The sequence below is a fragment of the Christiangramia qingdaonensis genome, from assembly GCF_048381525.1.
Lineage (GTDB): Bacteria > Bacteroidota > Bacteroidia > Flavobacteriales > Flavobacteriaceae > Christiangramia.
In genome coordinates this window covers 294196-306850 of the sequence record NZ_JBLWIM010000012.1, presented here as the reverse complement: position 1 = coordinate 306850, position 12655 = coordinate 294196, and the positions used below count along the sequence as shown (strand labels likewise).

Annotated in this window: 13 protein-coding genes; 5 read left to right on the top strand and 8 right to left on the bottom strand. The window is 40.3% G+C overall.

Going from position 1 to position 12655, the window contains the following annotated elements; genetic code table 11:
* Nucleotides 1–24: 24 nt before the first annotated feature.
* From ACNI3T_RS06250 to ACNI3T_RS06240, 3 genes are all read right to left on the bottom strand, one after another.
* Entirely contained in the window at nucleotides 25–678 is a 654-nt protein-coding gene (locus ACNI3T_RS06250; RefSeq protein WP_418227091.1) for an HD domain-containing protein, read from the bottom strand.
* Between the two features lie 2 nt (nucleotides 679–680).
* The gene (locus ACNI3T_RS06245) at nucleotides 681–1412 is read right to left on the bottom strand and encodes a lysophospholipid acyltransferase family protein (RefSeq protein ID WP_418227090.1); all 732 of its coding nucleotides are present in this window, start codon (nucleotides 1410–1412) and stop codon (nucleotides 681–683) included.
* A 95-nt stretch (nucleotides 1413–1507) separates the two neighbouring features.
* The gene (locus ACNI3T_RS06240; RefSeq protein ID WP_141876506.1) at nucleotides 1508–1918 is read right to left on the bottom strand and encodes a BrxA/BrxB family bacilliredoxin; all 411 of its coding nucleotides are present in this window, start codon (nucleotides 1916–1918) and stop codon (nucleotides 1508–1510) included.
* Between the two features lie 182 nt (nucleotides 1919–2100).
* Between ACNI3T_RS06240 and ACNI3T_RS06235 the strand changes: the two genes are divergently transcribed.
* Nucleotides 2101–2835 (top strand): TerB family tellurite resistance protein, encoded by a 735-nt coding sequence (locus tag ACNI3T_RS06235; RefSeq protein WP_141876507.1) that lies wholly within the window; start codon nucleotides 2101–2103, stop codon nucleotides 2833–2835.
* Here the strand turns inward: ACNI3T_RS06235 and ACNI3T_RS06230 are convergent.
* Nucleotides 2832–3305, bottom strand: coding sequence for a thioredoxin family protein (locus ACNI3T_RS06230; protein WP_418227089.1), 474 nt, complete (start codon nucleotides 3303–3305; stop codon nucleotides 2832–2834). The two genes, ACNI3T_RS06235 and ACNI3T_RS06230, sit on opposite strands and share 4 nt — an antisense overlap.
* Before the next feature lies 1 nt (nucleotide 3306).
* Nucleotides 3307–5607, bottom strand: coding sequence for a TonB-dependent receptor (locus tag ACNI3T_RS06225; RefSeq protein WP_418227088.1), 2301 nt, complete (start codon nucleotides 5605–5607; stop codon nucleotides 3307–3309).
* Between the two features lie 96 nt (nucleotides 5608–5703).
* On the opposite strand from ACNI3T_RS06225, the gene ACNI3T_RS06220 reads away from it, so the two are divergent.
* Genes ACNI3T_RS06220 through ACNI3T_RS06210 form a run of 3 tightly spaced genes read left to right on the top strand, consistent with a single transcriptional unit; the run spans nucleotide 5704 to nucleotide 7678 of the window.
* Complete coding sequence (locus ACNI3T_RS06220; protein WP_418227087.1) at nucleotides 5704–6360, top strand: metal-dependent transcriptional regulator; 657 nt, start codon at nucleotides 5704–5706, stop codon at nucleotides 6358–6360.
* 1 nt (nucleotide 6361) lies between these two features.
* The gene (locus ACNI3T_RS06215) at nucleotides 6362–7183 is read left to right on the top strand and encodes a ZIP family metal transporter (RefSeq protein ID WP_295180601.1); all 822 of its coding nucleotides are present in this window, start codon (nucleotides 6362–6364) and stop codon (nucleotides 7181–7183) included.
* Nucleotides 7184–7231: 48 nt separating this feature from the next.
* Nucleotides 7232–7678: a hypothetical protein gene (locus ACNI3T_RS06210; RefSeq protein ID WP_418227086.1), complete on the top strand. Its 447-nt coding sequence runs from the start codon at nucleotides 7232–7234 to the stop codon at nucleotides 7676–7678.
* A gap of 194 nt (nucleotides 7679–7872) precedes the next feature.
* Here ACNI3T_RS06210 and feoB read toward each other — a convergent pair whose 3' ends face one another.
* The 3 genes from feoB to ACNI3T_RS06195 all read right to left on the bottom strand — a co-directional run bounded on the left by feoB (nucleotide 7873) and on the right by ACNI3T_RS06195 (nucleotide 10953).
* Nucleotides 7873–9975, bottom strand: a complete 2103-nt coding sequence (gene feoB, locus ACNI3T_RS06205) for a ferrous iron transport protein B (RefSeq protein WP_418227085.1) — start codon at nucleotides 9973–9975, stop codon at nucleotides 7873–7875.
* A gap of 1 nt (nucleotide 9976) precedes the next feature.
* Nucleotides 9977–10207: a FeoA family protein gene (locus ACNI3T_RS06200; protein ID WP_026914792.1), complete on the bottom strand. Its 231-nt coding sequence runs from the start codon at nucleotides 10205–10207 to the stop codon at nucleotides 9977–9979.
* A 74-nt stretch (nucleotides 10208–10281) separates the two neighbouring features.
* On the bottom strand, nucleotides 10282–10953 hold the full coding sequence (locus ACNI3T_RS06195) for an SCO family protein (RefSeq protein ID WP_322301681.1): 672 nt from the start codon (nucleotides 10951–10953) through the stop codon (nucleotides 10282–10284).
* A gap of 151 nt (nucleotides 10954–11104) precedes the next feature.
* Here ACNI3T_RS06195 and rseP point away from each other — a divergent pair, with 151 nt between their 5' ends.
* Complete coding sequence (gene rseP, locus ACNI3T_RS06190; RefSeq protein ID WP_418227084.1) at nucleotides 11105–12421, top strand: RIP metalloprotease RseP; 1317 nt, start codon at nucleotides 11105–11107, stop codon at nucleotides 12419–12421.
* Nucleotides 12422–12655: the final 234 nt, after the last annotated feature.

Genomic DNA, 12655 nt, shown 5'->3' with positions numbered 1-12655 from the left:
GTCGATACAGGAATGTGTCGGCCTTTATTTTTTACCATCCCATTCAGCATAGAACTGGTCAAGAAAAACTTCCATAAAAGCGTGACGCTGTTCAGCGATCTTTCTACCGGTAGCCGTATTCATACGCTCTTTAAGCAAGAGAAGTTTCTCATAAAAATGATTGATGGTAGGAGCCAGGGAAGCCTTATATTCTTCCTTGCTCATATTCAGGTTAGGTTTGATCTCCGGATCGTAAAGTGGTCTGTTCTTAAAGCCACCATAATTGAAAGTTCTGGCGATCCCAATAGCTCCAAGTGCATCCAGCCTGTCGGCATCCTGAACGATATCAAGTTCGATAGATCGAAATTGCTGTTGAACATTTCCGCCTTTAAAGGAAATATTCTCAATGATCTTTACCACGTGATCTATGATAGCTTCTGAAACCTTTTGAGTTTCTAAGAATTTTCTTGCCTTCGCCGGGCCAACGGTATCATCTCCACCATGAAATTTAGAGTCGGCAATATCATGTAGTAATGCACCTAATTTCACGACAAGAAGATGTGCTTCTTCTGAAGCTGCAATATTCAGACTATTCTTATAAACTCTTTCAATATGAAACCAGTCGTGACCACCTTCAGCATTTTGCAATGTTTCCTTCACATAAGCGATCGTATGCTCGATCAGCAATTCTTCGGTCATAATCATTTAATATCTGCAATAATGGTTCTTTCAATTTTGGCAATAAGACTTTCAGCATCCATAGAGGATATTTCTATTGGGTCATGTGCTTTTAAAGTCATATTTACGCCTATTCCCATCGGGAAATTTCCGTATTTGAAAAGTTTCCAGGAGTTATTGATGGTAATTGGAACTACGAGTGCTTCCGGATTCTTTTTGAAAAGCATCAACATCCCGTTTCTTCGAAATTCCTTGGGTTCTCCAGTTCTACTACGCGTTCCTTCAGGAAATATTACAGCAGATCGTTTTGTAGTTTTTAGATAATCTCCAAATGCCGACATTTTTTGCAGCGATTCTCTTCTGTTCTTGCGATCTATTAGTACTGAACCGCCATGTCTTAAATTGAAGGAAATACTTGGAATACCGTGACCTAATTCTTTTTTACTAACGAATTTTGGATGATGTTTTCTAAAATACCAGATAAGTGGTGGAATATCATACATTCCCTGGTGGTTGGAAACAAAGATCACTGTGCGATCTGTTGGGATATTTGCAGGTTTCTGAATATCGAAAGTAGTTCCCAGAAGATTCAGGCAACGTAAGAGGAAAAGATTGAAGATATCCACACTTTTTTTATGTGATTCATATCCTCCAAGTTTCAGGCATACCCATTGGATAGGATGAAAAAGGAGTAGATTCAGAAAAAAGAAGAAATAGAAAATTACCGTAAGCGGGTAAGCAAGAATTTTTTCCATAGGCTATAAAAATACCAAAAATAGCGAAATCTAGAACTGAGGTATAAAAAAACCACGCCGGAAACTGCGTGGTCTTAAATTATATGAGGTGATTCTTAGCAGAACTCGTTATAAGCTCCAATAAGATTTTCAGCGATCATATCTGCAGGGCGACCTTCAATATGGTGACGCTCTAGCATGTGTACTAACTCACCATCCTTGAACAATGCCATAGATGGCGAAGAAGGAGGGAATGGTACCATAAGATCTCTCGCTTTATCTGTTGCTTCTTTATCTACACCTGCAAAAACAGTTACCAAATTATCTGGTTTTTTGCTATTCTGTAAAGACATTCTAGCTCCCGGTCTTGCGTTCGCTGCTGCACAACCACAAACAGAATTCACTACTACCAGAGTAGTTCCCTTCTTTTCCATAGCCTGCTCAACATCTTCTACTGTGTGTAACTCTTCAAAACCAATACTAGTAAGATCCTCTCTCATTGGTTTTACTAAATCTGCTGGATACATATATCAATTCTTTTTATTAAACTTTATTGAAGCACAAAGGTACCAAATTAAGTTCAGCTTACATATCTCAAATTACTATGTGTTAATAGGTTCAGTTTATGACCAGTTCCTCGCGAACTCATAAAGCCAATTATAGATTACAACACTAAAATGCTATCTTTGCGGCTAAAGAAAATTGCCCAATGATCAAATGGCTTGCCGCAGTTCTGGGATACATGTACTTCAGGTTTCCCGGTGCTATTCTTGGATTTATAGTAGGTTCCCTACTGGATAATTACATACGCACCTCTGGTGGTCTGTTTAAATCCATGGCTGGTGGACAAAAGCAAACAGTTTCACCTGGAGACTTTGAACTTAATTTACTTTCCTTAAGTTCCATTGTGATCAAGGCAGACGGGAATGTCTCCCAGCAGGAACTTGATTATGTTCGCGCGTATTTTATACAGGCCTATGGAAAAGAGCGTGCGAATGCCACTTTTCGAACTTTCAACGAAGTAGTTAAGAACAGGCAGGTTTCGGCTTATAATATTTCCAGGTATCTCGCTGCAAGAACAAAGTATCCAACCAGGCTTCAAATTATTCATTTTCTCTTCGGAATTGCCCAGGCCGATGGTCGCGTGAGTGAAGCTGAAGCGGTTATTATTAAAGAGATCGCCGGTCATCTTCAAATTGGGGCCAGAGATTTTGAAAGTATCAAGGCAATGTTCTTTAAGAGCACTAACAGCGCTTATACGATTTTGGAAATCGAGAAATCTGCGACAGACGCTGAAGTTAAAAAGGCTTACCGAACCATGGCGAAAAAATATCATCCAGATAAATTAGGGGATATGGATGAAGCCTATAAAAAAGGAGCTGAAGAGAAATTTAGAAAAGTGCAGGACGCCTACGAACAGATCCAGAAGGAACGCGGACTTTAATTCTCCAGTATTTCCAGGAACTGCTCTTTGTTGAGATATTGAAAATACCTTGCCGTGGCTTTGAAATTTTCATCTAGAAATACCATTGCCGGTAGTGAAAATGGCCTGTTCTTACGTATGGCCATGAGCAGGGCGATCTGGTGAACGGGATTTCTTCGGTTTAGTCGTTCATTTACAAACACCTGATCCCCAAAGCGGACAGTATCCTCACTTTCCACATCAAATTTTACTGCGTAATAATCTTTTCTTAATCGCTTCTGAACTGCTTCGGAAGAAAAAACTTCTTCATCCATTCTTTTGCAGGGCGCACACCAGTCGGCATAAAAGTCTATAAAAACCTTTTTCGGTTTCTGTTGAAGGGAATCATACAACTGTTCAAAAGTGAGCCAGTCTACTTCAGACTTCTTTTGTGCTGAAGTTTCCGCAGAAAGAACAAAGAGTAGAGCAGCAAGGATTACCGAAAACTTCATATTATAAGGATTCTATTTTGAGACCTATGAATACAGAACGAGGATTCCCGGGTCCGTATACGTAATTACTATCACGGTTCTTCCCGATATCAAAATCATCCTGGTAAGCATTGGTCACGTTTTTGACCCCACCAAAGATCTCCATATTGGAATTCACTCTATCCAGTGGAATGTTATAACCCAAACGCAAGCTTAACTCAGCAAAACTGGGCGTGATATCATATTCATCTACATCCTGTCCGGTTCCTTCCCCGGCAAAATGTACAATATCCATCTCTCCTGTATAAACGAGGTTAGCACTTGCATTGAAGCGTTTGCCTGGAGTGTAGGTAAGCGTTGCGTAGCCATAATCGTTCGGTGTACGAAGAAAATCTCTTTTCGCTTCCAGTCCTTCTATGTTTTCAACAGGTTCTTCAAATTTGCTGGATTGTAGTGTGAATCCTGCTTCTAGTTCAAATAGGTAATCAAAATTAGCCCTGGTTTCCAGTGTAAACCCTTTCACAGTAGCGCCCGCACCATTACGTTTTTCAAAACGTTCACCAAACTGATCCTCTCCTAATGGGAATAAATAAAAGGCATCGTTCAGTTTTGTATAAAAACCTTCCAGGGTATAACCCCAAATAAAATGCTCGGTAGCTCGATCGTAATTAATAGATGCAGTGAAACTATTACTTCGCTCTTCGAACAGGTCTTCTGCCAGTGAAATTCTGGAAATTCCGCCGCCGGCAAACGCGATGTGCAGATCTGTGTCAAAAGCCTGCGGAGCACGGAAACCTGTTCCCCAACCCAGTCTAAACTGCGTGGTTTCTTTCAGTTTATATAACAACGAAAGACGCGGACTCACAATTGCATCATCTACCAGATTATGTTTATCGACTCTAAAACCCGAAAGGAAATTGAGATTCTCGGTGACATCCCAGTCATTTTGAAAGAATGCTCCAAAATTTCTGGTCGTTTGATCGATGAGGTAATTGTAAGAAGGGATGATATCGTACACATCATCATATACGAATTCTGCTCCCGTAGTAAGGGTAGTGGTTCCGCCAAGAAAATTGTCGATTCGCTGATTAAATTGTCCACCTCCCTGGTGCGTTTCCACTTCTGAAGTTCCGTAAGGAGGATTGGCAAAAAACTGCTGTTTTTCGATTTCGTCATCTGGAATGATCCCGGTATAATGATCCCGCTTTGTGGATTGACCACCATAATAGAGGATAACCGAACTCTTATCGTCATTAAAATTTACCTGGTAATCAAGGCTTCCCATTAGAACATTATGAGTTCGCTCTTCACTCTGTTGAGCCAGATATGCGGGCCCTTCCACCATTTCACCACCATAACGGTATTCATACAAACTGCTCAGGCTTAAATTGATCTTGGAATCTTCAGTTGGAAGATAAAAAGCATTAACCCCAAAAGCATTGTCCTTAAGTTCCGGCAACTCAGAATAGTTATCACCATTCGCATCATATAATTCCCGGGTTCTTCGATTAACGAAAAAATTTGCTCCAGCTTTATAATCTTTGGAGACTACTGTTGCGTTCCCGTTTAAAACATCCTGATTTGCATCGCCATCAATGTTCTCGAAAGTATAGCTAAGACTGTAGGAATTTTTCTTCGGAATTTTGGTAATTACGTTGACTGTCCCACCAATGGCGCTGGAACCATATAACGCTGAAACTCCACCGCGAACAACCTCTATACGCTCGATCATATTCACCGGAATTTGTTCCAGACCATATAAACCGGTTAACGGACTTAAGATTGGACGACCGTTCACCAGGATCTGTGAGTATCCGCCTTGCAATCCATTCATTCTTAGTTGGGTGTAATTACAGGTCTGGCAATCTTTTTCAATTCTCAGCCCCGGCTGAAAGCGCAACCCATCAGAAAGATCTGTTGCAACGACCTGTTCCAGGGTTTCACTATTAATAAGATTTACGATCACTGGAGAATCTGTACGTCTTTTAGCAGTTCTGGTCCCGGTAACTACAATTTCGTCCAGTCCGTTTGGATCTATTTCCATTTCGATGTTAAGAATCTTTTTTCCCTTTACGAGCTTGATATTCCTGTAAACTGTCCTGTATCCCTGGGACTTTACAATTACCTTATACTCACCGGCCGGAAGCTTCAAGCTATAATCACCATTTTCATCTGCACTTGTACCATAAGATTCATCTGAAGTATAGATACTTGCAAACGCTACGGTACCTTCAGAAGAACTAATGGTTCCGGTGATTTCAGAATCCTGGGAAAAACTGGAAATGGATATAATTCCGAAGAGGAGAAAGGATATTATTCGCATAATTTTTTTACGAAGATATAAAATATATTTAGACGAGCCTAAAAAACAGATTTATTGAATAAAAAATGTATTTTTGATGCTATTAAAATGTTATTTATGTTTAGCTTATCTGAAGAGAATTATCTCAAGGCCATATTTCATCTGCAGAATTCCTATAAAAATGGGGTAAGTACGAATGCACTCGCCGAAGACATGCAAACCAAAGCCTCCTCGGTGACCGATATGATCAAGAGACTTTCAGAAAAGGGCCTGGTGAATTACAGGAAATATCAGGGTGTAAAACTTAGTGAAGTGGGTAGAGCTGCCGCAATAGAAGTGATTCGAAAGCATCGCTTGTGGGAAGTATTTCTCGTGGAAAAGCTCAATTTTAACTGGGATGAGGTGCATGAGGTGGCAGAGCAGCTGGAGCATATAAAGTCTGAAAAACTAACTGCAGAACTTGACAGGTTTCTGGGATTCCCACAGCGAGATCCACATGGAGACCCTATTCCAGATTCAGAAGGGAACTTTTCCGTAGCTAACCGCGTCTTACTATCTGAACTTGAAACTGAAGAAACCGGGATTTGTGTGGGAGTGAAAGATTCGTCTACAGAATTTTTACAATACCTGGACAAGAATAATATTTCTCTGGGAGCGACCGTAACGGTGAAGCAAAAAGAAGAATTTGATCAATCAATGTTGATCGAAATGGACGATAATGAGTTGATGATCTCAAACCAGATCTCAACCAACTTATATATAAAAACAACTTAGAATGGAAGCATTAATTAGCTATTTCGAACAATTGGATCCGGTACTTGCAGCATTATATGCGACCCTTTTTACCTGGGGGCTTACGGCGTTAGGAGCATCGCTGGTTTTCCTGTTTAAAGGAATGAACCGTGCTTTTTTTGATGGAATGCTAGGTTTTACCGGTGGTGTCATGGTTGCAGCGAGTTTCTGGAGTTTGCTGGCTCCAGGAATCGAGATGAGTCCCGGCGAAGGATTTGAAAAGACCATCCCTGCGCTGGTAGGATTTGGGCTGGGAGCACTGTTCATCTTTGGTCTGGATAAGGTACTTCCCCATTTGCACGTAAATTTTAAAATGAGTGAAGCTGAAGGTGTCAAAACTCCGTGGCATAAATCTGTATTATTAACGCTGGCGATCACCCTGCATAATATTCCTGAAGGTCTTGCCGTAGGTGTTCTGTTTGGTGGTGTTGCCGCAGGATTTGAAGGTGCCAGTATTGGTGGTGCGGTTGCATTGGCCATTGGTATTGGATTGCAGAACTTCCCTGAAGGATTTGCAGTAGCCATGCCTTTAAGAAGACAGGGATTGAGCCGATGGAAAAGTTTTAATTATGGTCAGCTTTCTGCGATCGTCGAGCCTTTTGCAGCAGTACTTGGTGCCTGGGCCGTAATGACCTTTGAACCAATTTTACCGTATGCTTTATGTTTTGCTGCGGGTGCGATGATCTTTGTAGTGGTAGAGGAGGTGGTGCCGGAAGCACAGCAGGGAGACTTTACCGATATTTCAACTCTTGGATTTATTGGAGGTTTCATGGTAATGATGACGCTGGACGTAGGTCTCGGTTAGTATTTTGCAACAGGTGCTATTTCCGGTCGTCTTTTTTAAAAAGGCAATATGCGATTTCTCATTATTTTTATGGCATTATACATTTCTTTTCAATCTACTGAAAAGCATAAAAATGCTACAACTTTAGAAACTAAAGAACAAAAACCGGAAGTAGAATTAAACATTTTCTCGGCATCATTATGCCTTGGAGATGAGCTTAATTTTGGAGACCGCCAAATAAAATTCAGGGAGATCATTTCAGATTCCCGGTGTCCCAGTAATCCTATTGTTATGTGTATCTGGGCAGGACAGGTGCGAGTAAAAGTAGATGTCTTTGAAAAGCGGAAGTTTGTTGGAAGTGTGGAATTTTCAGGTACTCGATCGATTGACCATCTTTTTTCTAATTCGAAAGAATTGAAGATAAGCCTGGTAAATGTCAAACCTTATCCAGTGAATCCCGGTAAGATTCCTGCGGAAGATTATATGGTAAGTTTTCGGCTTACCGAAGTAATATGATTAATCACTACAGCCACAACCGGAAACTCCGCATGCAGACGTGCTATCCTTCTTTTTGGATCCTCCAACAAAGGAAGGCTTCCAGATAAAACGCGTGACCACATAACCCAGAGCTATTAAAAAGGTGATTAAAACCAATATTTCCTGAAGTATTTCCATATCAATTCAGTCGTTTTATAATTTTAAACTTACTCTTATTTCAGTACTTGGAATGCAATAAGTGCGACTACATAAGCAAAAGCAGTCATGATCACTAATTGTAAAATAGGCCATTTCCAGGTGTTTGTTTCTCGTTTCACTATAGCCAGCGTGCTCATACATTGCATCGCGAAGGCGTAGAAAAGCAACAAGCTTATACCACTGGCAAATGTAAATAATGGACCGCCCAGGACAGGATTGGTTTCTGCAGCCATTCGGTTTTTGATAGTTTCCTCTTCGTCACTTCCCACACTATAGATAGTTGCCAGGGTTCCTACGAAAACCTCTCTTGCAGCAAAGGAACTTATGATCGCGATCCCAATTTTCCAGTCGTAACCTAATGGAGCAACAGCAGGTTCTATTCCGCGTCCCATGATGCCTATATAGGAATTCTTCAATTTATAAGAAGCAATTGCTTCTTCTACACTTTCGCCTTCTACATTCTCGGTGTTCTCATACTGAGCGGTAACGATCTCTTCAGCATTGTTAAAATCATCTCCAGGCCCGTAACTGGCCAGCACCCATAGAATTACAGAAATAGCTAAAATGATCTTTCCGGCGCCAAAAACAAAAGATTTTGTTTTTTCAACCACGTTGATCGCAACATTCTTGGCCATAGGAAGCTTATAATTAGGCATCTCTATGACGAAGTAAGATTTTGTACTGGTCTTCAATATTTTATTCAGTAACCACGAGGAAAAAATAGCCATACCGAAGCCGAGCAAATAAAGTATCATCAAGGTTAATCCCTGGTAATTGAAACCAAAGAAACTCTTGTTAGGAATTACGAGTGCTATAATGATGAGATAAACTGGTAATCGTGCGGAGCAGGTAGTAAACGGAACTACCAGAATAGTAATTAGTCTTTCTTTCCAGTTCTCAATATTCCTGGTAGCCATTACTGCCGGAATCGCACAGGCTGTTCCTGAAACCAATGGCACCACACTTTTCCCACTAAGACCAAAACGTCTCATGATCCGGTCCATTAAAAAGACCACCCGGCTCATATAACCCGATTCTTCCAGAATGGAAATAAAGAGGAATAAAAATGCGATCTGCGGAATAAATATAACAATCCCTCCAAGCCCGGGAACAATCCCTTCTGAAATTAAACTGGTAAAAGAGCCCGGCGGCAGGGTGTTTTTGGTCCATTCGCTTAGCGAAGCAAATGCGGCATCGATCATATCCATAGGATAGCTCGACCAGCTATAGATTGCCTGGAAAATTAAAAGTAAGATTCCGAAGAAAATAACATAACCCCAGACCTTATGGGTTAGAATACGGTCAAAACGAGAACGAAGATCTGTAGCCGCATTCTTGTCTACGGTCATAGTCTCTTTCAGCACACCATTAATGAACTGGTATCTTAAAATTGTTTCTTTTTGCTGAAGCCTCTTCAGGTCACTAACAGATTTTGTGTTAAAATCTGAACTACGGTTGATCTCACCACGGTTTATATTTCCGAAGTTGACATCCTGGGTGATAACCAGCCAGAGTTTGTATAAAGATTGATTTGGAAAGGTCTTGCGTAAGTTTCCGAAGTATTCCGGATCAATAACAGAGGCATTTACACAGGGATCTACCGTCATGTGCCGGTAATTGATAATCAATTCCTTTAGCTCATCAATCCCCATATTTTTACGGGCACTTACAAGCGCAATCTTAGTCTTTAAGCGTTCTTCCAGTAATTTAATGTCCAGGCTAATTCCTTTGCGATCCATCCTGTCTGCCATATTAATCGCAAGAATGGTAGGAATTCCAAGGTCTTTGATCTGGGTGAACAACAGCAAATTCCGCTTAAGATTTTCCACGTCACTTACTACAACGGCAACGTCTGGATAATCTTTATCGTTTTTATTGAGAAGCAGTTCAATGACGACATTTTCATCAACAGAACTGGCGTTTAAACTGTAAGTACCTGGAAGGTCAAGAATATGAGCTTTTAATCCGCGTGGAAGTTTACAGATTCCTTCTTTTTTCTCAACGGTGATGCCGGGGTAATTCCCAACCTTCTGGTTGAGTCCGGTAAGCTGATTGAAAACAGAGGTCTTTCCAGTATTGGGATTTCCTATTAAAGCAACATTAATTTGCTTTCCCATATTAGCCTATTAATTCGATTTCTATAAGCAAAGCGGTTTCTTTTCTTATGGCCAGATGACTTCCATTTATGTTTAAATACATAGGATCATGGAATGGCGCAGTTTGAACAAGTTCTACTTCGTTTCCGGGAAGGCAACCCATTTCGAGCAATTTCAGGGGGACCATATCTGCAGAGAACTCCTTAATGATTCCGCGTTGGCCTCGCCTAAGATTTGCAACCGTCACCTTCATTTTTATTTAGATTGATTTTAAACAAGACAAAAGTAATGGAATTTGGCCCAATACAAAAGATTAGCCTTAAATAATTAGCGATCCTCTTTCTTCAGTATTTCAATATCGTGCATGAGATCTTCTATAGCTTCCGGCTGCGTGCCGTCGTAAAAACCTCTAATTTGTTTCTTTTTATCTACCAGCACGAAATTTTCGGTATGAATCATATCGTATTTCCCACCATCGCCGGTGGATTTAGTAGCCAGGTAAGATTTTCGAGCCAGATCATAGATCTGCTTTTTATCACCGGTCACCAGGTTCCATTTTTCATCGAGCACACCTTTTTCTACGGCATATTCTTTTAATACAGGAACGCTGTCTGTTACGGGAAACACAGTATGGGAGAGAAGTAAAATGTCCTCATCATCTTTGATCTTTTCCTGAATCTCGATCATATGATCAGTCATGATCGGGCAAATGGTAAGGCAGGTGGTAAAAAAGAAGTCGGCTACATAGATCTTATCATCATAAAAATCTTCAGTAATAGTATCCCCATTTTGATTTACGAGTTTAAAATCTGCGATCTTATGATATTTTCTAACAAACTGTACAGTAGTATCAACCAGTTCAGCGTTTACCATATCGGGTTGATAAACGGGTAATCGCTCCTCAGGTTTTAGCAGAGTATAAATAACATACATGATGATTACCGAAAGAACAGCCAGTACGATGGCGAACGGTTTATAGCGGGCAAAGAACTTAAGCATTGGCGCAATTTTTTACAAAGTTATGGCCTGAGGCTCAATTAGTCCAATTTCTTCTGCGGAATTTTTCGCGGTTGCTTACTCGATCAAACTAAACTTTTCTAGAAGCTTTTAAAAACTTACTTTTGTGCGATTTAAAATTTGAAGTTAGCTGATGGATCCATTTCTAGTAAAAGCCATACAATTAATATTAAGCCTTTCCCTACTTATTGTTCTCCACGAATTAGGTCATTTTATTCCGGCCAAGTTATTTAAGACCAGAGTTGAAAAGTTCTACCTGTTCTTTGATGTGAAATTTTCGTTGTTTAAGAAGAAATTCGGGGAAACCACCTATGGAATTGGTTGGTTACCGCTTGGAGGATATGTGAAGATTGCAGGGATGATCGATGAGAGTATGGACAAGGAGCAAATGTCCAAACCGCCACAACCCTGGGAATTTAGAAGCAAGCCGGCATGGCAGCGATTAATTATCATGCTGGGTGGTGTAACTGTAAATCTTGTGCTTGGTTTTCTTATTTACATGATGATCATGTTCGTTTGGGGATCTGCTTACGTAGGGCCAGATGAAATGCCAGATGGATTTGCAGTGATCGATGATTTTAAGGAATATGGTTTCGAGGATGGAGACAGGATCCTAGAGGTGAATGGAAATGAGTTCCAGAATAGCCTGGATATCAATAAGCATCTTTTTATGAGAGATGTTCAGAATATTACGGTATTACATCAGGATGGTTCAGAAGAAACTATTGAGGTTCCAGAAGAAATTGGTACACAGATGTTTGAAAAAGGAGTAATGCAGCCATTTGTTCCAATTCAGTCTGCAGTACTTGATACGGTAATTGCAGAGCATGCAGCATCAAAGGCGGGTCTTAAAAAAGGAGACAGTATTATTAGCCTGAATGATGTTGAAATTGGTTACTGGCACGAAATCGCCCCTGCTTCCATTGAAAACAAGGAAAAGGCTATTGAAGTTGTTTTTGAACGAAATGGTGAGATCATGAGCACAGAGGTCACTCCAGATGAGGATGGATACCTGGGTGTTGGGCCAGCCTCAGAGATCGAGATAAAACGCAATAAGTACGGTCTTGGTGAAAGCATAAGTAAAGGTTTTGATTATGGCTATTGGACATTGAGAGATTATGTGTACCAGTTCAAATATGTATTTACAAAAAAGGGAGCTACGCAACTTGGAGGATTTGGAGCTATTGGTGGTTTGTTCCCGGATTCCTGGAACTGGTTTGGGTTCTGGAATACCACGGCATTACTTTCAATTATCCTGGCATTTATGAATATCCTCCCAATTCCGGCACTGGATGGAGGACATGTGATGTTCCTGTTGTATGAAATGGTTACAGGTAGAAAGCCGAATGATAAGTTTATGGAGATCGCCCAGATGGCTGGTTTCTTCTTATTGATAGCGCTGGTGCTTTATGCAAATGGAAATGATATCTACCGCTGGTTATTTGAATAATCTCTGCGGAAGAATTTATATATACAAAACAGTCCTTCGGGGCTGTTTTTTTATATAATATCATCTGTAGAAATATAAAATTCATCATTACTGAAAATTTTATCGATCTGTAATTAATTGACTTTCTGAAGGATTCGTAATCGAAGTGAAATTCTTCGAAAAAAATCTGAAATTTGTTTTGACAGCATTTAAAAATTGATTTATATTTGCAACCGCTTTCAAAGCAAAACATTC

Coding starts and splice junctions, on each gene's coding strand:
- ACNI3T_RS06250 (WP_418227091.1), bottom strand. CDS start 678: ATGACCGAAGAATTGCTGATCGAGCATACGATCGCTTATGTGAAGGAA.
- ACNI3T_RS06245 (WP_418227090.1), bottom strand. CDS start 1,412: ATGGAAAAAATTCTTGCTTACCCGCTTACGGTAATTTTCTATTTCTTC.
- ACNI3T_RS06240 (WP_141876506.1), bottom strand. CDS start 1,918: ATGTATCCAGCAGATTTAGTAAAACCAATGAGAGAGGATCTTACTAGT.
- ACNI3T_RS06235 (WP_141876507.1), top strand. CDS start 2,101: ATGATCAAATGGCTTGCCGCAGTTCTGGGATACATGTACTTCAGGTTT.
- ACNI3T_RS06230 (WP_418227089.1), bottom strand. CDS start 3,305: ATGAAGTTTTCGGTAATCCTTGCTGCTCTACTCTTTGTTCTTTCTGCG.
- ACNI3T_RS06225 (WP_418227088.1), bottom strand. CDS start 5,607: ATGCGAATAATATCCTTTCTCCTCTTCGGAATTATATCCATTTCCAGT.
- ACNI3T_RS06220 (WP_418227087.1), top strand. CDS start 5,704: ATGTTTAGCTTATCTGAAGAGAATTATCTCAAGGCCATATTTCATCTG.
- ACNI3T_RS06215 (WP_295180601.1), top strand. CDS start 6,362: ATGGAAGCATTAATTAGCTATTTCGAACAATTGGATCCGGTACTTGCA.
- ACNI3T_RS06210 (WP_418227086.1), top strand. CDS start 7,232: ATGCGATTTCTCATTATTTTTATGGCATTATACATTTCTTTTCAATCT.
- feoB (WP_418227085.1), bottom strand. CDS start 9,975: ATGGGAAAGCAAATTAATGTTGCTTTAATAGGAAATCCCAATACTGGA.
- ACNI3T_RS06200 (WP_026914792.1), bottom strand. CDS start 10,207: ATGAAGGTGACGGTTGCAAATCTTAGGCGAGGCCAACGCGGAATCATT.
- ACNI3T_RS06195 (WP_322301681.1), bottom strand. CDS start 10,953: ATGCTTAAGTTCTTTGCCCGCTATAAACCGTTCGCCATCGTACTGGCT.
- rseP (WP_418227084.1), top strand. CDS start 11,105: ATGGATCCATTTCTAGTAAAAGCCATACAATTAATATTAAGCCTTTCC.